The 22386-nt window shown below is 43.6% G+C and carries 19 protein-coding genes and 2 tRNA genes; all 21 read right to left on the bottom strand.

Translation table 11 applies throughout. The features are described from left to right. Positions 1-85 precede the first annotated feature (85 nt). Complete coding sequence (gene cysK, locus V6D41_RS20670) at positions 86-1012, bottom strand: cysteine synthase A (RefSeq protein WP_148964473.1); 927 nt, start codon at positions 1010-1012, stop codon at positions 86-88. Positions 1013-1087: 75 nt separating this feature from the next. After that, positions 1088-1981 (bottom strand): peptidyl-prolyl cis-trans isomerase, encoded by an 894-nt coding sequence (locus tag V6D41_RS20665; RefSeq protein WP_333519483.1) that lies wholly within the window; start codon positions 1979-1981, stop codon positions 1088-1090. Positions 1982-2029: 48 nt separating this feature from the next. Continuing rightward, the gene (gene hslO / locus V6D41_RS20660; protein WP_333519482.1) at positions 2030-2905 is read right to left on the bottom strand and encodes a redox-regulated molecular chaperone HslO; all 876 of its coding nucleotides are present in this window, start codon (positions 2903-2905) and stop codon (positions 2030-2032) included. Positions 2906-2916: 11 nt separating this feature from the next. Continuing rightward, positions 2917-3693, bottom strand: a complete 777-nt coding sequence (locus tag V6D41_RS20655) for a type III pantothenate kinase (protein WP_333519481.1) — start codon at positions 3691-3693, stop codon at positions 2917-2919. Positions 3694-3883: 190 nt separating this feature from the next. After that, a complete protein-coding gene (ftsH, locus tag V6D41_RS20650; protein ID WP_148964469.1) occupies positions 3884-5797 on the bottom strand; it encodes an ATP-dependent zinc metalloprotease FtsH in 1914 nt (637 codons plus the stop codon). A 97-nt stretch (positions 5798-5894) separates the two neighbouring features. Then, positions 5895-6437 carry a hypoxanthine phosphoribosyltransferase gene (hpt, locus tag V6D41_RS20645; protein ID WP_333519480.1) on the bottom strand — a complete coding sequence of 181 codons (543 nt, stop codon included), beginning with the start codon at positions 6435-6437 and terminating at the stop codon, positions 5895-5897. After that, on the bottom strand, positions 6434-7852 hold the full coding sequence (gene tilS / locus V6D41_RS20640) for a tRNA lysidine(34) synthetase TilS (RefSeq protein ID WP_333519479.1): 1419 nt from the start codon (positions 7850-7852) through the stop codon (positions 6434-6436). Before tilS ends, hpt begins: the two co-directional genes overlap by 4 nt. A gap of 103 nt (positions 7853-7955) precedes the next feature. After that, positions 7956-8972, bottom strand: coding sequence for a protein kinase domain-containing protein (locus V6D41_RS20635; protein ID WP_333519478.1), 1017 nt, complete (start codon positions 8970-8972; stop codon positions 7956-7958). Next, on the bottom strand, positions 8938-9675 hold the full coding sequence (locus V6D41_RS20630) for a VWA domain-containing protein (protein WP_333519477.1): 738 nt from the start codon (positions 9673-9675) through the stop codon (positions 8938-8940). Before V6D41_RS20630 ends, V6D41_RS20635 begins: the two co-directional genes overlap by 35 nt. Before the next feature lie 84 nt (positions 9676-9759). Further along, positions 9760-12243, bottom strand: a complete 2484-nt coding sequence (spoIIE, locus tag V6D41_RS20625; RefSeq protein ID WP_333516850.1) for a stage II sporulation protein E — start codon at positions 12241-12243, stop codon at positions 9760-9762. A 200-nt stretch (positions 12244-12443) separates the two neighbouring features. Continuing rightward, a tRNA-Glu gene (locus V6D41_RS20620) sits at positions 12444-12515 on the bottom strand. 9 nt (positions 12516-12524) lie between these two features. Further along, positions 12525-12601: transfer RNA gene (locus V6D41_RS20615), tRNA-Met, on the bottom strand. Between the two features lie 167 nt (positions 12602-12768). Continuing rightward, entirely contained in the window at positions 12769-13155 is a 387-nt protein-coding gene (locus V6D41_RS20610; RefSeq protein WP_003218379.1) for a S1 domain-containing RNA-binding protein, read from the bottom strand. A gap of 80 nt (positions 13156-13235) precedes the next feature. Further along, positions 13236-13613 (bottom strand): cell division protein DivIC, encoded by a 378-nt coding sequence (gene divIC / locus V6D41_RS20605; protein WP_087991866.1) that lies wholly within the window; start codon positions 13611-13613, stop codon positions 13236-13238. Positions 13614-13630: 17 nt separating this feature from the next. After that, entirely contained in the window at positions 13631-14266 is a 636-nt protein-coding gene (yabQ, locus tag V6D41_RS20600) for a spore cortex biosynthesis protein YabQ (protein ID WP_087991867.1), read from the bottom strand. Further along, complete coding sequence (gene yabP / locus V6D41_RS20595; RefSeq protein ID WP_087991868.1) at positions 14263-14565, bottom strand: sporulation protein YabP; 303 nt, start codon at positions 14563-14565, stop codon at positions 14263-14265. Before yabP ends, yabQ begins: the two co-directional genes overlap by 4 nt. Before the next feature lie 78 nt (positions 14566-14643). Further along, on the bottom strand, positions 14644-14904 hold the full coding sequence (locus V6D41_RS20590; protein WP_087991869.1) for an RNA-binding S4 domain-containing protein: 261 nt from the start codon (positions 14902-14904) through the stop codon (positions 14644-14646). Positions 14905-14906: 2 nt separating this feature from the next. Then, the gene (gene mazG / locus V6D41_RS20585) at positions 14907-16376 is read right to left on the bottom strand and encodes a nucleoside triphosphate pyrophosphohydrolase (protein ID WP_333519476.1); all 1470 of its coding nucleotides are present in this window, start codon (positions 16374-16376) and stop codon (positions 14907-14909) included. Next, complete coding sequence (locus V6D41_RS20580) at positions 16366-17964, bottom strand: putative polysaccharide biosynthesis protein (protein ID WP_333519475.1); 1599 nt, start codon at positions 17962-17964, stop codon at positions 16366-16368. Before V6D41_RS20580 ends, mazG begins: the two co-directional genes overlap by 11 nt. Before the next feature lie 188 nt (positions 17965-18152). Continuing rightward, positions 18153-18689: a stage V sporulation protein T gene (gene spoVT / locus V6D41_RS20575; RefSeq protein ID WP_333519474.1), complete on the bottom strand. Its 537-nt coding sequence runs from the start codon at positions 18687-18689 to the stop codon at positions 18153-18155. Between the two features lie 135 nt (positions 18690-18824). Beyond that, positions 18825-22358 carry a transcription-repair coupling factor gene (mfd, locus tag V6D41_RS20570; protein ID WP_333519473.1) on the bottom strand — a complete coding sequence of 1178 codons (3534 nt, stop codon included), beginning with the start codon at positions 22356-22358 and terminating at the stop codon, positions 18825-18827. Positions 22359-22386: the final 28 nt, after the last annotated feature.

Below are 22386 nucleotides of genomic sequence, written 5' to 3'. Positions count from 1 at the left end.
TTCCAAGAATAACATTCGTCACAGACACAGCATATTTGATGCACGAATATAAAAAAACTCCCGGCGGACCGGGAGTTTGACTTTTTTAATCGAATTGATACAGCGGCGTGCTCAGATAACGTTCACCGTTACTTGGAATGACGGCCAATACTTTTTTGCCTTTTCCGAGTTTTTTCGCTACTTGAAGAGCAGCATAAATTGCCGCGCCTGATGAGATGCCTCCGAGAATTCCTTCTTCACGTGCAGCTCTGCGCGCATATTCGAATGCTTCTTCATTCTTCACAGGGAAGATTTCATCGTATACTTCTGTATTTAAGATGTCAGGCACAAATCCAGCTCCGATTCCCTGAATTTTATGAGGGCCTGGTTTTCCTCCTGAAAGCACGGGAGAGTCTGACGGTTCAACAGCGTAAATTTTGACGGAAGGGTATGCTTCCTTCAGAACTTCGCCCGCTCCTGTAATCGTTCCCCCTGTACCGATACCGGCTACAAATGCATCAAGCTGATCATCACCAAATTGCTCAACGATTTCTTTACCCGTTGTTTGGCGGTGAATTTCTGGGTTAGAAGGATTATTGAACTGTTGCGGCACAAAGTATCCGTGCTTTTCAGCAAGCTCTTCAGCTTTCTTAATCGCGCCTTTCATGCCTTCCGCGCCAGGAGTCAGCACAAGCTCAGCACCGTATGCGCGAAGAAGGTTGCGGCGCTCCATGCTCATTGTATCAGGCATAACCAAAATGGCTTTTAATCCTTTAGCCGCAGCAACCATCGCAAGCCCGATTCCAGTATTTCCGCTTGTCGGTTCAATGATTGTGTCACCGGCTTTTAATTTCCCTTCTTTTTCAGCAGCTTCAATCATAGCTAAACCGATACGGTCTTTTACACTGCTTCCAGGGTTCATGTATTCAAGCTTTAGATATACATCTGCACTGTTTTCATCTGCAAGGCGATTTAATTTAACGATTGGCGTATTCCCGATTAATTCAGTAATGGAGTTTGCTACACGTACCATTCTCGACACCTCAATTTCCGACTATTTATATTGGTATTATGTATATAATCTATCAATTTCAAAATTTTTTGTCAATCATTTAGTACTTTTTTCCCCATAAAACCAAGATACATCGGCTTCTTTCCAAAGCGTTTTGACTGTAGCTTTATCACCTAACTGATCCATTGCGATTTGCCGTCTGATCTGATCCTTCACTTCATCATATGAGAATGTTCTCGCCTTTAGTTTTTCTTTCAGCTGAATAACGGCATACCCATTACTGACCTTTATCGGTTCGTCAGACCATTCATCCTCTTTGAGTGTTTTTGCTTCTTCAATATATGCTGACGGAATGTTGTCTGATGCTTCTGTGACAAAACCTAAATCTCCGCCGTATGGTGATGTGTATCTGTCTGTAGACCTTTCCGCCGCAACAGCTTCAAAGCTTGAGCCGCCTTTCAGTTCCTTCAGGACTTCTTTCGCTTCTTCTTCATCTTTTACAACAATGTGCCGAATTCGATACGAATCATCAAACTGATACAGTTCTTTATTTTTATTATAGAATGATTTCATTTCTTTGTTTGAGATATCAATATCCTTTGTTAACAAGTCTTCAAGGAGGATATTATAACGAATTTGGTCTTTCCACTCTTTCTCTGTTGTACGTTCGTCTTCGTAAAAGGAATTGTTGACCGCTTTAATCAGCAAAAACTCCCCATCAATTTCGCTTTTAGACACTTTGAGATTGTTCTTTTTGGCGAGCTGCTCAACGACTCGGACATTGATCATATCTTCAAGTGTCGATTTCCCATATTGATCTTCCATTTCTTTCAGCCATTCTTGTCTTGTCACACTTTTGCCTCCGACAGTCGCAATAGACTCATCGGATGGCGATGCACCGGCTTGGGATTTTGTCAGCGTATATGCAACGGCAATACAACAAGCCAACAGCGCCCCTAAAATAATGGTCCAGATTGTTCTTGATTTCAAACCTGCTTTCAGCCCCTTTTCTCAAATTCAAAAAACCCGCTAAAGAGCTTAGCGGGTAGTTTGGTCACGAAGCCCTTCCAGCTCTTCTTTTGTAAATAAGTACTTTTCATTACAAAAATGGCATACTGCTTCGGCTTGTCCATCTTCTTCTATCATATCTTGTATTTCTTTTTTGCCTAGTCCTAAAATGGCTGTTTCGAAACGTTCTTTTGAACAAGGACAATGGAATCTAACAGGCATCGTTTCCAAAATCTCAGGCTTCTCACCTAGGACTTCCTCTAATATTTCTTCTGGTGTAAGGCCTTTTTGGATGAGCTTAGAAATCGGCTCTACTCGGGATAGACGCTGTTCAATTTTTGTGATGGTTTCATCATCGGTTCCCGGCATAAGCTGAATAATAAAGCCGCCTGCCGCAAGAATGGTGTTGTCAGGATTCACGAGCACACCGACACCCACAGATGAAGGAACCTGCTCCGAAGACACAAGATAGTAGGTGAAATCATCTCCCAATTCTCCTGAAACAATTTCTACTTGTCCTGTGAAGAACTCACGCAACCCTAAATCTTTTACGACACTTAATGTTCCGCTTGTTCCAACAGCACGTCTAACATCAAGCTTGCCTTGCTCATTTAAATCAAAATGAACTTGCGGGTTAGAGACATATGCTCTGACTTCCCCTTTTGCATTGGCATCAGCCACTATTGCTCCGATTGGACCTCCGCCCTCGACTTTCACAGTCAGCTTATCATCGCCCTTCAGCATAGCCCCGAGCATAAGCGAAGCTGTCATTGTACGGCCCAGTGCAGCGGATGCTGTCGGCCACGTGCCATGTCGTCTTTGTCCCTCGTTTACCATATCAGTTGTTCTCGCTGCATAAGCGCGCACTTTTCCGTCATACGCAAGTGCTTTTATTAAATAATCCATTACAAAACCTCCTATACACTTCCTACGCGGTTTCGTTCATAAATCAATTCCAGCCCTTTTAGGGTTAGGAATGGATCAACGATATCTATGCAATCTGATTCATTTGCAATGAGCGACGCAAGGCCTCCTGTCGCAATGACCTTTGGTTCCTGTTTTGCCTGCCATTTCATTCGCTTGACGATTCCTTCCACTTGACCGACATAGCCAAATAAAATTCCAGATTGCATCGCGCTAACAGTGTTTTTTCCGATAATATTGTCAGGCCGGGTGATTTCGATACGTGGAAGCTTTGCCGCACGCGAGTATAGCGCCTCTGTTGAAATCGTAATCCCAGGAGCAATCGCCCCGCCCATGTATTGTTTGTTTTCATCAATATAGCAATACGTTGTGGCAGTTCCAAAATCAACAATAATTAACGGATTGCCGTATAAGTGTATCGCAGCGACAGCATTTACGATTCTGTCTGCTCCCACTTCTTTCGGATTGTCATATTTTATATTTAAACCTGTCTTCATACCCGGACCGACAATTTGCGGTTCGATATGAAAGTATTTTGTGCACATTCTTTCTAATGCAAACATGATCGGCGGCACTACTGATGAAATAATAATGCCATCTATCTGTTCAAACATGAGCCCGGAATGCTCGAATAAGGAGCGCAAAATCATACCAAACTCATCTTCTGTTTTATGCCTGCTTGTTTCTATACGCCAGTGATATTCTAATTCTCCCTTATGGTATACACCAAGTACAGTATTGGTGTTCCCCACATCAATAACCAGTAACAACCTCTATCACCACTTTTGAATAGTTTCTCTGCATTACTTTTACAAACATTCTACAATACCTTACACGATCAGCGGCTCATTTGTAAACAAATCGAAACCAGAATTGGATGATTGTAAAAGCAGCTGCTGAGGCGGGATTTACATAAAAAAACTGCCAGCGTCAGCCGGCAGTTTTTAGAAAGAAAGCGAATTACTCTTTTGTATCGTCTTTCTTTTCGTCTGTTTTTGTCAGAATGTTTACTTTCACGTCATCGTTCTTCTCATCATCAGAGAAATTGCGTTCAGGCAATGATCCATGATCGACAAGGTGTTTGATTTGTTCAGCATCGAGTGTTTCAACTTTCAGAAGCGTTTGAGCAATCAATTCAAGCTTGTCACGATTTTCAGTCAGGATTTGTTTCGCGCGCTCATAACATTCTTTGATAATACGCTGAATTTCCTGATCAATTTCGTAAGCGATTTGATCACTATAGTTTTGTTCGTTGTTGAAATCACGGCCTAAGAATACCTGACCGCCCTGAGACTGTCCAAATTGCAACGGACCCAGTTTTTCTGACATACCGAATTCTGTAACCATTTTTCTTGCAATATTCGTCGCACGCTGGAAGTCATTGTGCGCTCCTGTGCTGACTTCACCGAAGATAATTTCTTCAGCTACACGTCCGCCCAAGAGGCCGACAATTTTATCAAGCAGCTCCGGCTTTGTCTGGAAGTAACGGTCTTCTCTTGGAAGCATAACCGCATAACCGCCAGCCTGGCCGCGGGGAACAATCGTTACTTTATGAACCATGTCAGCCTCATCTAAAACGAGTCCGATAACGGTGTGTCCGCCTTCGTGATAAGCCACGATGTTGCGTTCTTTCTTGGAGATGACGCGGCTTTTCTTAGCAGGTCCAGCAATCACACGGTCCGTCGCTTCGTCAATATCACGCGCATCGATTTTTTTCTTGTTTTGACGAGCCGCCACAAGAGCAGCTTCATTCAAGAGATTTTCTAAGTCAGCGCCTGAAAAGCCAGGTGTTCTCATGGCAATTGACTTCAGGTTAACCGTTTCATCCAGCGGTTTGTTTCTCGCATGGACTTTCAATACAGCTTCACGGCCAATGACATCTGGGCGGTCCACTGTGATTTGACGGTCAAAACGTCCCGGACGAAGTAAGGCTGGGTCCAAGATGTCCGCACGGTTCGTCGCAGCAATGATGATAATGCCTTCATTGGCGCTGAATCCGTCCATTTCAACAAGCAATTGGTTTAGCGTCTGTTCACGTTCATCGTGTCCGCCGCCGAGACCCGCTCCACGCTGGCGTCCAACTGCGTCGATTTCATCAATGAAGATCAAACAAGGCGCATTCTTTTTCGCATTTTCAAACAAGTCACGCACACGGGAAGCACCGACACCTACAAACATTTCAACGAAATCAGATCCGCTGATGCTGAAGAAAGGCACGCCAGCTTCACCTGCACAAGCTTTGGCAAGCAATGTTTTACCGGTACCCGGAGGTCCGACTAAAAGCACGCCTTTTGGTATTCTTGCGCCAACCTCGGCAAACTTGCGGGGATCTTTCAGAAAATCAACAACTTCAACGAGTTCTTGTTTTTCCTCGTCCGCCCCTGCAACGTCTTTAAATTTGACGCGTTTCTTTTCCTCTGTATACAGCTTCGCCTTGCTCTTTCCAAAGTTCATGACACGGCTGCCGCCGCCTTGAGCCTGATTGAGCAGGAAGAAAAACAGAATAAAGATAATGACAAACGGGATGATGGTCGTCAGGAACGTCACCCATCCGCTTGTTTCTTGAGCGGGCTCAACCTTTACGTCTGTCTTTTTCAAAGCATTAAATATCTGGTCTGCTCCCTTTCCTTCAGGAACATGACTCAAGAAGTATTGATCTTTGTCGTAGTTTTTCAGCTGTCCTTTTACCTCATAAACACCTCTGACAGGCTGAACCGATACGCTATCAACTTTCCCGTCATCCAGATTTTTGATAAACGTACTGTACGACATATTTTCTGTTTTCGGATTTGAGGTCTGGAAGTAGCTCACAACCCCGATTACTACTAATAAAATAAGTAAATAAAAAATGGTATTACGGAAGACCCGATTCATTCCTTACCTCCTCCCACAGTAAGCACAACTATGTTCAATAGTACCATAGAAAAACATTCCAATACAAACAATAACCATCTCGGAAGCAGGATGCCGATCAGCTTTCATAAACTGCCGGTTTTAACACTCCGATATAAGGCAGATTGCGATAGCGCTCAGCATAATCAAGTCCGTAACCCACTACAAACGCGTCAGGGACTTCAAAGCCTACAAAGTCTGCTTTAATGTCCGCTTTTCTTCCGCTCGGTTTATCCAAAAGGGTAACAATCTTAATTGATTTTGCTTTACGGTATCGGAAGAGCTCTACTAGATAACTTAAGGTTAACCCACTGTCGATGATATCTTCAATAATTAAGATGTCCCGGCCCTCTACAGATGTATCCAAATCTTTGATGATTTTTACTTCTCCAGAAGAAACCGTGGAATTTCCGTAGCTTGATACATCCATGAAATCCATTTCCAAATATGTATCAATATGCTTGATAAGATCCGCCATAAAAGGAAGCGCTCCTTTTAACACACCGATTGCCAGCGGAAATGTATCTCGATACTCGCTCGTTAAGTCTGCGCCTAACTCTTTTACTTTCTCTTGTATCTCTTCCTCTGAGATCAGTACTTTCTCGATATCATGTTTCATCATGATTTTGCTTGCCCCCTACACTTTTCATGCTGTCTATATTGTAATACAATGCGGTTGCTGTTTGGAATCACAAGATCTTCAAAAATTGATTTTTTCAAGCCCGGTATCCAGATAATTTCACCGCTTGCATCTGTCACAATCGGCCAGTTGTCTCTTTCTCGGAGAGGCAATTTCTTATCAATAAATATATCCTTTACCTTTTTCGAGCCGTTCATCCCTTTTAGTTTGATCCGGTCTCCAGCTTTTCTTGTCCGAATCGTTAAGGGAAATCGCACCTTTTTTTCACTTGTAATAAAAACAGCATTCCCATGTTCTTCAGGCGATTCCGCATAACGCTTTGCCTCTATCAGAAATCCATTGGGGAGCACTGCCGTTTCATCAGCAGCTCCGCTTATTTGGTATTCAAAGGGAACATTTTTGCACTGCCATTGTTCAAATGTAAACAAACATGTCTGATATGATTTGACCACCCTCAATCCTTTCGGAAAATCCAATACTCCTGAAGGACTGCCCTTTTCCGCCCAATCGAGAAATTGCTGAATGTGATGAGCTGAAAAGGATGATGGAACGTTTTCATAAAGATAGTTTAATATTAGTTGAACTCCTCTTCTTTGTAAAGGCATCGGGAGGGCAAGCAATTGAGAGGAATTGATTTCAACTGATGTATTAGACTGGCTTGTGATTACTTTATTCATTTCGTCTTTCGTTAATGACTGTAAGAAATGCTCATCTTCCGTCAGTGCCTCGCTTACTTTCTGAAATCTTTTATGCACATCCGGGGACTCCTGTTTCAAAAACGGGAGCACTGTTTTTCTAAATCTGTTTCTTGTGTAGTCATCTTTGGCGTTGCTTTCATCCGTCCGGTACCTCAAGCCGTTTTCACGGCAATATTGAAGGACCTCTTCCTTTGTAATGGTTAAGAACGGCCTGATGATCCGCCCCGTCCCAAAACGTCTGACCGGCTGCATTCCCGCAAGTCCCGCTCCAAGCGTGCCCTTAGCCAGTCTCATAAGCATCGTTTCAACCTGGTCATCACCATGATGCGCAAGCGCCAGATAGTCCGCTCGATGCTTCGACATGATGTCCTCAAAAAACTGATAGCGGCAATCACGTGCTGCAGCCTGCTTATTAAGAGCTTTTTCCTGTGCATAGGCAGTTACATTGATTTGGGCTGTTTCGCACGCGAGCTGTTCAGCCTTGCAATAAGCTTGGACAAAACGCATGTCCTCCTCGGATTCAGCGCCCCTGAACCGATGGTCAACGTGGGCCGCAATCATATTCACTGAACGGCCGTATAACGTATGCAGCGCGTGAAGAAGAGCCATTGAGTCCGGACCGCCAGAAACGCCTACAATGATTGTCGCCCCTTTTAACGCAAGATTGTGTTTGTTAAAAAAATCTTTGACACTTTTCACAATGTCCTCCTCGCAATGAGCAGGTATTTTAAAGATATTCATATCCTATCACTTTCAATCCTTCCAAGCAAAGAAGAAGCATAGGCTTTGCAGATTGTGCCATTCAGATTAAGAAAAAGATAATGTAGGCGAAATAAAACGCTAAAACGCTGATCACGATAAGCGCTGTTTCAAATAACCCTCCCGACTTAGCCGCTTTCTGTTTAGGGGTATATCGCGTCTTCGTTACTGTCCCTTGACGCGGTTTTTGCTGTCTTTGTCTTGTGACAGGCTGCGGCGGTGCTTTTGCAGCTTGTTTTCCCTGTACTGCCTTTTGCCCTGCATCGAGCATATCCTTCTTCATTTCTTCTGCGGATTGGTAATCTCCGTTCAATGCTGAAAAAAGCACTTTTTTGTACTTTTGCAGCAATGTGTTTCCTTCGATTAGAGATCTAAGCTGTTCCTTAGGCTGGTTTGTTTTCTTGAATTCTTTTTTATGCACGCTGTTGATCATAATCATGGCAACTGCGAACAGATCGTAGGAGGGCTCAGCTTTTCTTGTTCCATACCCCCAATAGCCCCTGTCGTAAAACTCGGTATACTCTTTTATCGCCCGGCCTTCCTTTGTTGTGCCGCCTACATCAATGCATCGGATTCTTGCGGGCGGACCAGTTACGATCAGATTATCAGGTTTAAGATCGCCGAATATCCATCCTTGCTGGTGAAGCACCGATAAGCTGGATAACAGCTGAATCATCAATACCGGTATCCATTCTGCTCCTTTATCACTGATATAATTCAAAAGCAGCGGCCCTTTTATGTATTCCATTGCGTAAAATGAAACCTTCGTATTGGTAGTGGGAATATAGGCATCATCTGTATCAAAAAAAGAAGGCCCCATCGTAACGGACTGGGCCTTTGAGAAAGATTTCAAGACATTCACTTCAGAAGTAATAGACAAGCTGTCATCACTCACCTTTAAGGCAACATGTCCATCTGATGCTTCTGCCAAATACACAATTCCATTGGCCCCTTTTCCAAGCTGTTTACGCAATGTATAAGCGTTTCCGTTCCACTTGCCTTTGATTGTCATACCCGGCTTAAGGCTACATGCCAAACTCGTCAAAGCGTCGTTCATCATCTGCCAGTATGCTCCTTCTTGAGCGGATTTTTTCAAACTGCAGTGTCGCTTCGCGTATCGCCGGACCTGTTGGGGTGATGCCCCCTGTAGACAGCTTTGCAAAGAGCGTGGAAAGAGATTGCAGCTTCGGTGTCCAGTTCAGCACAAGCTCAACCTCTTGTTTTTTCCCGGGAAATATACACATCGCAAATTCGTTATTCCCGATTCGGGAATTGAGGCTGACAGACAAATCAATCAACGCCTCTTTTACAGTTGGAAGCTTAGGCGCCATACTTGCACTTGTATCAACAAGAACCAAAACCTGAAGATGAACCGTTTCTCCAAGCTCGTCAACCACTTCCATGACTTCACCGCGTTTTTCGGGTGAAAGCTCCTCCATCTCCACATTCTTTCCGAGGATTTGTTTCAGCTCTTGATTGACTACACCTTGTAAGGTTTGCGTCATCGCTTTTTTTGTTACCATTTGCACGGTTTGTGAAAGCTGAGATGCATAAACGACTTGATGCACGCCGCCTCCGGCAAGCGCAATCCCTTCGACTTCCTTCATCGCTTCAGGATCAATTTGGTTTTCTTCCATTATACCAATGACGTTTACCGTAATCCCCTGTTCTTTAGCATAAGCAGCCATTGCAAGCGGGTCTTCCCCATGATTCGAGCAGCCATCCGTTATCAGCAAAATTTGATTTAAATGTCCGTTATTCACATTCATTCCTCCTGGAGAATACGAGGATTCTCAGATTCATATATTCCCATCTTCGCCAGAAGAAATTTGATTTATACGAAAGCGTTATGAAATTTCTTGTTTGTTTTGAAAAATGGCCGGAACAGGAATGGATGCCCACTTCGGTGTATTGTGGTCAATCCGGACGACAACAACTGTCATATCATCCTCAATTTGGCCGGATCTCGTGCGAATGACTTCCTCCATGAGCAAATCGGCAATCTCCTGCGGGTCATCTGTTTTTAATCCCTTCATTTTGCGTTTCATCCATAAATCATGATTTTCCACATGCTTAGGGCCCTCAAAAATGCCGTCACTCATCATAATCAAGAGGTCGCCCGCTTTCAGCTGCTCACTCACAACCTCCACATCGAATTCATTAATAATACCGATTGGCAGATTGCTCGCTTGAACTTTCATTACCTGGTCGCCCCGTTTGATAAAGCTAGGCGTCGAACCGACCTTCAAAAATTTACAGCTGGCATCTTGAAGATCGATAATAGATAGGTCAAGCGTGGAATATATCTCGTCAGTTGTCCTTAGGGACAGTATGCTGTTGATCGTTTTAATTGCTATTTTTTCATCAATGCCGGATTCAAGGATTTTCTCAAGAAGCTTGATCGTTTCATTGCTTTCGAAGTGCGCCCTTGCACCATTGCCCATACCATCACTAATTGCCGCAGCATATTTTCTGGCTCCAAGCTCTATCATGCTGTAGCTGTCGCCGGAGACAAGGCCGCCGCCCTTCGCAGCGTGAGCAGCACCTGTAGATACCCTGTATGATTTTGTTGATCCAAAGGCGACATGACTGTACCCATTCGGATGCGGGGAGTGCTGTTCGGCTTTCACAAGAATTTGTTCTTCCAAAATATCAGAAAGCATAGGAGCAATGATTTTTTCACTTTCTCCATGTCCGCTGAACGGAATGGTCATTTCAATATCGATGTTTCCTTGCTCAAGACTATAGATCTCCACATGCTGAATCTCGATTCCGAAATGCTGAAGCGCCTCTATGATTTGTTCTTCCTGCAGAAAGTGCTGTTCTCGCTCTCTTTTTATTTCCCGAGAAAAGTCTGCCATGACTTCAGAAACACCTAAAAGCTGTTCAGCAACTAAACGTCTGCTGTCCTGCACTTTTTTCTTGAGTGTCAAATGGGCATGGTGATGTGCGAGTTCGTCCTCAATCAGCTCTTCAACCTGCTTTGATTTAGAACAATACTGATGAAACTCTTTTTTCAGCCTTCGGTTTGATGCATATTCTTTTTCTTCTGTTTCAAGCATAACTTGTTTCATTAAGTCATATGTTTTATCAAAGTTCTGTACCCAGCACCTGTTTTTCTTGTAGCACGTCTGGCAGGAATGCTCTGTGATTTTGCTTAAAAACAGATCAACTTCGCTGTCATCTTCCGGTTCGTCTGATGCTTGATAAAAGGTGGCAAAGCTTTCAGACAGCGCATGGAATACATTGGAGAACTGGTCTACCTTTTGAGCAGTGACATCTCTGATTTTCCTTGCATATTGCTGCTGCTCCTGAAGATGCTCTACAGTTCCCGGAATATATCTCGCCACTTTCTTTGTAATTGATTGAGGTGTAAGCAAAAACAGGCCGACTGCGATTAATGACTCATAGAGTGTTGTCATCAGACCGGCAGAGCCTTCACCATATAAAGAAATAAGAAGTGATCCAACGATTAGCCCGATTGCTGCGCCCGCTTTTTTCCCTTCCTTCAGCAAACCGCCTAATAAACCGGAAAAAGCGAGCAGACTCATTTGATAGAGATTTCCGATATTCGCCAAACCAAGAATCAGACCTGTCACGACACCAACCGTACAGCCAATGCTTGCACCGCCAATAAAGGAAAAACTCAACACAACATAACGTGCCAATATATGTTCTGCCTGCATACCTTGGTAGGACAAGCCGGCAAGCCCTGTCAGAACGGAAGCAATTAGGATCATAAAGCAAATAATTTCTTCTATTTTCAATGATTGTTTCACTTTTTTCATGGTAAAAATCGGAAGGCTCTGAAGGAAAATCAGCGTCAAAATAAAGGATAGTCCAGCTTCAACCACAGCCATTACATAATCATAGGTTGTAAACACGCCATTTTGAGCGTACACAAATCCGGCTCTTGCTGCAGCCATGGAGAAAAACACGACAATCGGGAGTGCTTTCACGCGATCGTCGGTGATGAAGGCGGCCACTTTAGAACATACGAAGAATGCCAGCAAAGCCGCTAGTATGAGCAATGAGTGCTTCGGAGAAATGGTCAGCGCACCCGCAAGCACAGCCAGCACCGCATAAAGCGCCTTGTCTCTTCTGATAAGAAGCATCGCTCCAAAGAAAGGAAGTGCGAAAGGAAGCACCTCGGATAATATGAAAGCACGTCCAAGCAAAAATCCGATGACGACATAAATGAACCCTTTATAGAAAAACAGTGAATGCATATGATGAGTCACTAGCTTCGCGCCCCTGTTAAAAAACGATTGGAGTTTTTCCAAAGCTTGTCCCGCCATTGGCCCGTTCACTCTTCTTTCTGCTTTTTCCATTCCTCTCATCTCCCACCTGTTATATTCGTTGCCTGTCATTATAGCGAAAGCACAGATAGGATTTTGTCAAAAGAAGGGAACAAGACCAAAGAAGTCTTCGACGGTTTCTGCCTAGATATTCGGTTATCAAAAGAATATCCGGAATGTTGTCTAAAAATGAAAAAAACCGGTTTCTGTATCAGAAACCGATTTCCTTAGGATGACCCGTACGGGATTCGAACCCGTGTTACCGCCGTGAAAGGGCGGTGTCTTAACCGCTTGACCAACGGGCCAAACAAATATGGTAGCGGCGGAGGGGATCGAACCCCCGACCTCACGGGTATGAACCGTACGCTCTAGCCAGCTGAGCTACACCGCCATATTGTTTTATGCTTCTAAGCACAAGTTATATAATACAAAGGTTTGTCCTTTTCGTCAACAGAAACTTCAATGTTATAATTTTCTGATTTTTAAAGCAGGGGCGAATTATAAAAAAGCATCCGTCGGGATGAACGGATGCTTCATTTATTTATAGAAAGCAGCAAGTTATCCTCTTCTTGCTCCGCGCCCTCCACGTTTTGATTCCGTATTGCGTTTTAAAGATGACAAGCGATCTTCGCTGTCTTTTAAAAACTTATTCATTTTCTGTTCAAAAGATTCTTTCGGACGGAAATCATTTCTAGGTCTGGCTTGCGGACGGTCTTTAGCTTTTTTAATAGATAAACCAATTTTCCCGTCTTTTTCAACGTTGATGACTTTCACTTCAACTTGGTCGCCGACTTTTAAGTGATCGTTAATGTCTTTGACATAGTTATCAGCTACCTCACTGATGTGAACGAGACCGGTTGAGCCTCCAGGCAATTCAACAAATGCTCCAAAATTTGTAATACCTGTAATTTTCCCTTGCAACTTGCTGCCAACTTCAATCGACATAAAAAAAGTGCTCCTCCTTAGGCTTATAAAAAGATCGTTTGCTTAATTATACCTAAATAAAAATTTAAGTGTCAACAAGGCTACTTGCTCTTCTTCTCCACATTGAAGATAATTTCTCCGTCTCCGGACATGAATAAGTCCCGTCTGGCAAGCTCTGTGACGTAATCCTCATCCTTCAATTTGGATATTTCTTCTTTTAAATCCTCTTGTTTTGTCTTTAAACTTTTTAGTTCTTTTTCAAGCTGTTCTTTCTTTTCTTCTTTTGCGCTAAGGGAAGATGTTTGGGACCATACAGAGCTCGCCAGCACTATTGCCGTCAGAAATACTAGGGCGCCGAATACAGTCAACCGCCTGTACAGCCCTTTGCGTCTTCTTTTCTTCAGCTGATTTTGCCGCTCTACCTGTTCTTTATAGTCATTTTGTATTTCAGTTATCGTTCGTTCCCTGGAAAAATTCAAACCAGACGGTCCTCCTTTCATCTCTTCAAAAAACGTGTAATGGTCGTTCTTATGGTTATCAATAGTTTCTTCTTCTTTTTGAGAAATCCTGCACCTTTTTCTAAATAACGCCTCATAGTTAGACGTATTTTTTCAGGAAGAAGTTTCAAACATTGTTTTGCGATAAAACGGATCGGAAAACACAGAACCATAAATATTTTATATAGACACAACAAGAGAAAAACGATCAGGCGGTATGTTTTCTTTAATAAAAACGCCGCTAGCCAAATAATCGCTCCGCATGTCCACAAAATAGGACGAAATAACACGTGCTGAATAAGTTTTTTGAAGAATTGATAAACAGAAACTGCAAGGTAAATGACGAATTTCAATGTTTTTATATAGATTCGCTTGCAAAGGCTCTGATACGTCGCAATGCCCAGCAGAACCGCTAAAAAGATATACAGCCTGAATTCTCCCTCATTTACACTAAGCAAGACATAAAAGAAAAGCAGCCCCTGCACAATCCAGAAAAGAATATCATGAATAAATAATAGCCATCTGGCAGTTTTGGCACGAATGACAAAGAGCCGGTATGTATCAAGCGACGCGCCAAGCCAGAGACCCATACCGGACATCGCCAGCATTGTATAGAATTGTGTCGTCAGCGTCATTTAAACAACTTGCTAAAAAACCCTTTAGCTTTATCCCCTTGTTGTTCGTCTAAGTACACTAAATCAAATACCCTGCCTTTAATAGATACAATCCCTTTTTCCACATCTAAATTTTTCATCTGCAGGTTTTGGCCTCTGACTGAGAGCATTCCCATCACCGTTTCCAGCAGGAACTCTTCATTGTCAAAGCTCTCCACATGCTTAACCCCTGAAATATCTAAATGCTTCCGGCCTTTCATTGTCACATCGTGCTGTTCCGGAACAGACGAAGAACCGTTTTGATCATAATATGAATTCATCTATTCAGCCCCCATATCCTCGATACTTTTAGCATTATTACTGCATTGTATGAGGCGGGGGATATTTTTAGAACAAGCCTATTCGCCGAGTTTTTCTTCTTTTAGAATCGTATACATGTTTGCAGCTTCTTCTTTTTTCGTCGTGTCCTTCAACTCATTTACTTGAACCGTTACAAGCTTTTGGCCGAAGCGGACCTTTAGTTCATCTCCGGCTTTCACGTCAGAGCTTGCTTTTGCCTGGTTTCCGTTAATAGAGATTCGTCCTTGGTCAGCTACTTCCTTTGCTAGTGTACGTCGCTTAATCAGCCGTGATACCTTCAAAAATTTATCTAATCTCATATTTATGATCTCCTCTCAGTTTCTTTTGCTTCATTCCACAGTTTATCCATGTCCTCAAGAGACATATCGGCCAGCTCGATTTCTTGTTCCTTCGCTGTTTTCTCAATATACGAGAACCGTCTCCTGAATTTGTCATTGGTCATCGCCAGTGCTTCCTCCGGTTCTATTTTGTAGAAGCGGGCTGCATTCACCAGTGCGAACAACACGTCGCCAAACTCAGCCTTGAGATTGTGTTCATGAGGATCTTCAGAAATCTCAGCAGAAAATTCCTTCATTTCCTCGTTTACCTTTTCCCAAATATCGCTGACGTCTTCCCAGTCAAAACCTACTTTTGCTGCTTTTTTCTGCAGTTTAGCGGCTTTCGAAAGAGCTGGAAGGGTCTTCGGCACGCTGTCTAATAAGGATGCTTCCGATGTATTTTTTTCGGCTTTTTTTATGTCTTCCCAATTTGCCAAAACATCGTTTTCATCCTGAACCTTAACATCTTTAAACACATGGGGATGTCTTCGGACCATTTTTTCACTGATTCCTTTTATGACATCATCAATTGTGAAATAACCTTCGTCTTCACCGATTTGCGCGTGAAGTAAGACCTGAAGCAAAACGTCGCCAAGCTCTTCGATCATATGGTCTGTGTCTTCTTCGTCAATTGCTTCGAGAAGTTCATAACACTCTTCAATCATGTACTGTTTTAATGACTGATGAGTCTGCTTTTTATCCCACGGACATCCATTAGGCCCGCGAAGCTCTCTAATGATGCTTCGGAACGCGGAGAATTCGTGATAAAGCAGCTTCTCTTCTTTAATCGGCGGAATATACACACTTGTTAAGTTATTCAAGGCGACATTGCGGTCCAGCTCAAATAAAGGCACTGTCTGGATCTCCTCGTCACGGCTTCCTGCTGCAGTCACAATCACAACCTCATAATCATCAGGCAGCTTCTCCATCAATGTCAGCTTGACTTCAGAAGCCGTCATTTGGTCGTAAACCTGACAAATGATCAGATGATGTCTGAGCTCAAGCTCATCCGCAGACAATGTGCCGGCATCCACAAATTGAAAGCCTTCAATCGGGTCAATTTGCAGGGCATTAAATGTGGCATCAAGAAAACTTTGTCCTCCTGCGACTTTTACTTGCACGTTTTTCTCTTCCTGCCGATCCGTCAGCAGCTGTACTGTTTTTTCCGCAACAAAAGGGTGTCCCGGCACAGCATAAACCACGTCCTCTTCCTGCGCCGCTTCAAAGAGGATATCAGCAATTTCTTCATATACGGCATCGAATTGGTCGTGTTTCTCATATATATCGTCAAAAAAAAGGATGTTCTTCGTATCTTTTTCAAGCTCCTGAATTAAGGGATGATCCTTGGTTCTGACATACAGCGTATCTGCCTTCGTCAGCAGCTTATGTATGCCAATTGTCAATTGGTCCATGTCTCCAGCACCAAGTCCGACAACTGTAATATTACCCGCCATTTTGTTCTCTCCTTCTCCTGATTTTGCTTAACTTACTGCCAAAAGGCACACTGTTCAGCTCTTCATCTGTAAATATTCCCAACTTCATCATACAACAAATAAACACCGCGCCACCAATGGCGACAGCAGACAGACTTTCAATCGCAGCCGCTCCTCTTCCTGCTGCAGGAATCAAGAAAGTCCAGAGACGCATATATACAAGCAAGACAGCCGACATCAAAAGGGCGGATCCAATGATCGGAATCATAACGCCTCTGAGCTTACCGAGCCATTCCTTTTGCCGAAGCAGATACAAGTTAAGAGCGGCGACAGCCGCAAAGGAAGCCGCTGTAGCAAGTGATGCACCTTCAATCCCATAGCGCGGAACTAAAAGAGTATTTAACACCCATTTCACTGCCACACCTGCGCCCACCGCTATCGCAGGAAAAACTGTGTATCCCGCGCCTTGCAAAACTGCGGCTGCCGTGACCGCCAGGGATGCAAACAAAATGGAGCAGCTCAATACTTGTAACGCAGCTGTCCCTTCACCATTTTGAAACAGCATGATGTTGACCGGCTCAAGAATGCAAATCAATCCAGCCGACGCGCCTGTACCCAGCACAAGACACAACTTTAAAGATGACGCGGCTTTTTCTTTCATGATCTTAAGCTCTTTGTTCTTTACGGCCTTGGAAATATACGGAACGATTGATGTCGCTATGCTCACCGCGAAAACGGAACCGAGCTGCAGCAAAGGCTGCCCCCGATCATAAATCCCCTTTAGGCGTTTTGCTTCTTCGCTTGCCTCACCACCCGAAAGCAAAGCATATAAAATCAACGCATCGACAAGCTGGATCAACAAAAGGAGCAAACTGCTTATACAAATGGTAATAGAATATAAAAGCAGTTTTTTTACCAATTCTTTTGTTGTTATGACATTTTCATTTTGGCTACCCGTTTGTTTGTCTCTTTTCGTTTTGAACCAAAAAAATCCAAGTATGACCAATGCAACTAAACTTCCGGCAAGAGACCCGGAAGCGGCTGCCGCTCCGACAGTATAAAGCGAGGCTCCCTTTTTGACGAGCCAAAATGATAAGCCCAGAAGCACCGCAACCCGCAGTAACTGCTCTGTCATCTGCGATAAGGCCGAAGGGAGCATGTCATGCCGCCCTTGAAAACCGCCTCTAAGCAACGCGACAAACGGGAACAGCAAAAATGAAAACGCAGTCACTTGAATTAACACGGCGAGATGTGAATCTCCCATAAAAAGTGCGATTGGAGCAGCACCCATATATAAGCAAAGAAATAATAAAATACCGATTAAAGATAAAAACACCGCTGATATTTTTAATATGGTGTGATGGCTTTTTTCACTATAATCATTCATCAGTTTCGAAATAATGACCGGAAATCCTGATGTTGACAGCATGACCCCAATACCAAGAAAGGGATATACCTGCTGATATATATAAAATCCAACATCGCCGACAATGTTTTGAAACGGGACTCTGTAAACGGCGCTTAATATTTTTGAGATGACGCCTGCCAGAATTAAAACAACAGCCCCCTGCCAAATCCAATGCCGTTTGACGCCTATTGAATCGTCCATCCAAAAGCTCCTTCCCAACGTCAGGGACAATACGAATACGGTTCACGTATTGCCGCGGCACAAATAAAAACGAGGTTATTATACCACATCCCAACCCTCGGAATCCTTTCTGGGCATGCACGAAAAAAGAACAGCGTCCCCAGGAGAGCTGTTCTTTTCATACCTATTTTCGATAAAAGGAATAAGACCTACTGTTCCATTTGTCGCGCCAAAAATCCTGCTGCTGTCTCAACGGCTTTATGCTCTACTTCGCCCATTGTCTGATCCTTTGAAAAAATAATCACTGCGCCTATCGGATCACCATTTGCCACAATCGGGCAGACAGTGTAAGAATTCATGTCCTCATCTATGCCATTAACGAGCTGTACTGATTTCGTATCACTCTCAAGCACGGAACTGCGCTGATCCATTGTTTTTTCCAGCATTTCACTGATCGGCTTGTTTAAGTAGTCTTTTTTCGAGCTGCCGGACACGGCAATATAGACATCACGGTCACAAATCAGTACTGAATGTCCGAGACTGTCATAAAGCGCGTCTGCATACTCCTTTGCAAAGTCTCCAAGCTCACTGATCGGAGAGTACTTTTTCAAAATGACTTCTCCGTCACGATCTACAAAAATCTCAAGCGGATCGCCTTCCCTGATTCTCAGAGTTCTGCGAATTTCTTTAGGGATCACGACCCGACCTAAGTCATCAATACGACGTACGATACCGGTTGCTTTCATCTCTGGTGCCTCTCTTTCATTTGATGGTATATACATGTGGGAAAGACCTAAAGCAGTTACTTTATGTACCTTCCGCCTCGCTTGAAATTAGTATCCGTCACATCAAATGTAATATACACCAGAGAGTAACAAAATTTACGTTGAAGAAATGGTTTGCTTTTTCACATTTTTTAAGCCTTTCAGCATGCCCAGCACGGTTTCGAGCCATTCATCGGCACTGCGGCCTTTCGTCTGTATGGAAATTTTGAGTTTTTTTCCTTCCATTCCCAGTCCGATTTGTCTGCCATATTTATTGCCGAGCTCAAACAGCTTCTGTCCGTCAATTTCAGCACTTGCTTCTTCAGAAATCGTCAATCTGACAGCATCTTTATCCTGCTTAATCAGCTCAACACGTTCATGTTTCGCATGAACCTTCATTTCTGCAACAGTAAACAAGTATTCAACTTCTTTTGGATAGTTTCCAAATCGGTCGATCATTTCGTCTTGAAGTTCGTTCTTTTCTTCGATTGTAGCCACAGACCTGAAGCGTTTATACATATCAATTTTCTGTTTTCCGTCTTGAATATAAGTTTCAGGAATATAGGCATCAAGCTCGACATCAATTTCTGTTTCAAACTTCTCCGTTTTCGCTGTGTCTCCTTTACGCTCTTCAATGGCCTCCTTCAGCATTTGTGAATAGAGGTCAAATCCGACCGAGTCGATGAAGCCGTGCTGCTGGGCGCCGAGAAGATTCCCGGCTCCGCGTATCGTTAAATCACGCATTGCGATTTTAAAACCGGAACCAAGCTCTGTGAATTCTTTAATGGCCTGCAGCCTTTTTTCAGCAACTTCTGTCAGTACTTTATCGCGGCGGTACGTAAAGTACGCATACGCCACACGATTAGAACGGCCGACACGCCCCCGCAGCTGATAAAGCTGAGAAAGTCCCATTTTGTCGGCGTCAAATACAATCAGCGTATTGACGTTCGGGATGTCTACGCCGGTTTCAATAATGGTTGTGCTAACGAGAACGTCTGATTCTCCTTCAAGAAAACTTAGCATAACGGTTTCTAGTTCGTTTTCTGTCATTTTCCCATGCGCATACGCTACCTTCGCGTCAGGGACCAGCATAGAGATCTCATCCGCTTTCCGTTCAATATCCTCAACCCGGTTGTACAAGAAATAGACCTGGCCTCCGCGCGCAAGCTCACGTTCAATCGCCTCTCTGACAAGGGCGCCGTTGTATTCCACAACATACGTCTGTACGGGGAAGCGGTTTTCCGGCGGAGTCTCAATGACTGAAAGATCCCTTACGCCAAGCATAGACATATGCAGCGTACGTGGAATAGGCGTCGCGGTTAATGTTAATACATCCACATTGGCTTTGATCTGCTTGATCTTTTCTTTATGGGTTACACCGAAACGCTGCTCTTCATCAATGATAAGGAGCCCTAAGTCTTTATAAACGACATCTTTGGATAGCAGCCGGTGCGTTCCGATGACGATATCAACAGTACCGTTTTTCAATCCTTTGAGCGTTTCGTTCGCTTCTTTCCTCGTTCTGAATCTGCTGAGCAGGCCGATATTAATCGGATAGTCCTGAAAGCGCTCAGTAATGGTTTCATAGTGCTGCTGTGCCAAAATTGTTGTCGGAACAAGCAGCGCTACCTGCTTTCCGTCACCTATCGCCTTAAATGCAGCACGTATAGCAACCTCTGTTTTTCCATAGCCCACATCTCCACATAGCAAGCGGTCCATCGGACGTTCTCGTTCCATGTCCTTTTTGATTTCGTGAATGGAACGGAGCTGATCCTCAGTCTCTTGATAAGGGAACGCCGATTCAAATTCCCGCTGCATCTCATGATCAGGAGTAAACGCGTAGCCTTTGCTCGCTTCCCTTTCGGCATAAAGCTTAATTAAGTCGTCAGCAATATCCTGAACCGATGTCTCTACTTTTTTCTTGACCCGCTTCCATTCGCTTCCGCCTAATTTATACAGCTTCGGCTCTTTTCCTTCGGAGCCAACATACTTTTGCACTTGGTCAATTTGCTCGACAGGTACGTATAGCTTGTCGCTTCCCTGATAATGAATGTTTAAATAGTCTTTGTGGATCCCATTGATTTCAAGGGTTTCAATCCCCAAATACTTTCCGATCCCGTGATTAATATGAACGACATAATCACCGATTTGAAGCTCGGAATAGCTCTTGATGCGCTCTGCATTTGTAAGCTTCTGTTTACGAGGCTTCTTTTTCACACGGTTTTTGAACAGTTCTTCTTCTGTAATAACAGCAAGCTTCATTAATGGCAGCTCAAATCCCGATTGCAGCTCACCTTCCATGATATAGACCTGTCCCTGCACAAGCGCTTTTTTGCTGTCCGTCACGGCGGCTTCGATTTCATAATCAGACAGAACAGAAGATAACCTCTGTGTACGTTCCTTGTCTGCACCTAAGAATACAACGGTGAAGTTTGATTTTTTAAAGCGTTCCATTTCACCCGCGAGCACGTTCATTTGGCCATGAAAACTCTGCATTTGTCTGCTTGACACATTGACGATATTTTGCGGGCTCGTATGCTGTACATGCCGCAAAAATAAAGAATAGTACAGCAGAGACCGTTTTTGCTCAGATACTATTTTTTGGAAGTTGAATGACAAACTGATGTCATGCAAAATCTTCCCTTCCTCAAGAAGGTTTGTTATGAACTCCGCTTCTTCTTTTTGGAGCTGCTCTTCCATCTCATGAATCCGGCTAACTTCATCTAAAATCAGAAGTGTGTTATCAGGTGTATAATCTAGTAAACTAGCAGGCTTTTCATAGAAGTATGAGAGATACTTCACCAGTTCCTGATCTGTCTGACCTTCAGACAAGCGTTCTTTGTCATGAGAAATATTCGTATGAAGAATTTCTTTTTGCTTGTCGTTCTTTAATTTTTTTAGGCTTGCGGCAAGGCCTTTATCAATTCTCTCCATCGCCCGAACTTTTTCTTCAGATCTGATAATCAGTTCCTTAGCAGGACCAACATTGATAGAGGTAAGGGTCTCAATTGACCGCTGATCATCTGAGTTAAAGCTGCGGATTGAATCCACTTCGGTGTCAAAAAGTTCAATTCTCACCGGATGCTCTGAAGTTAGCGGGTATATGTCAATGATTCCTCCCCGAATGCTGAATTCCCCGGGTGCAGATACCATATCAGACCGCTCATATCCTACCTCTACTAGCCGTGATGCGAGCTGATCAGGTTCGATATCATGGCCAACTTGAATGAGCATTTGACTGTTTTTCCACACCTCTACAGGCGGCAGCATTCTTCTGATTGCAGCTACAGGAGCAACGACAATTGGCGCTTCTCCATTCGTTAATCTATTAATGACATCTAATCGCTGCGCCCGTAATTCGGGGCTTGCGACTGCTATTTCTGATGAAATGAGTTCATTAACGGGGTACAAAAGGACAGATCGATCCCCTAGGAGTACAGTCAGATCATCCGTTACTTTCTGGGCTTGATATAAATTATGGGTGATTAGAAAGATAGGCTTATTCGTTTCATTAGCCAAGGCAGAAGTAAAAACAGAACGCGCGGAACCCGACAGACCCGCGAGCAGCTGTTCCTTCAGCCCCTCGTGTAAACCGTTGATGATGGATTTAAAGTCATCGCTTTCTTTTATAAAGGTTTGAATGTTGTCCATATGGCCCCTCCTCTCTGTTTCCTGTGAG

It is taken from the genome of Bacillus sp. 0102A (assembly GCF_036765155.1).
Lineage (GTDB): Bacteria > Bacillota > Bacilli > Bacillales > Bacillaceae > Bacillus > Bacillus subtilis_G.
This window is presented reverse-complemented; position numbering and strand designations above follow the sequence as displayed.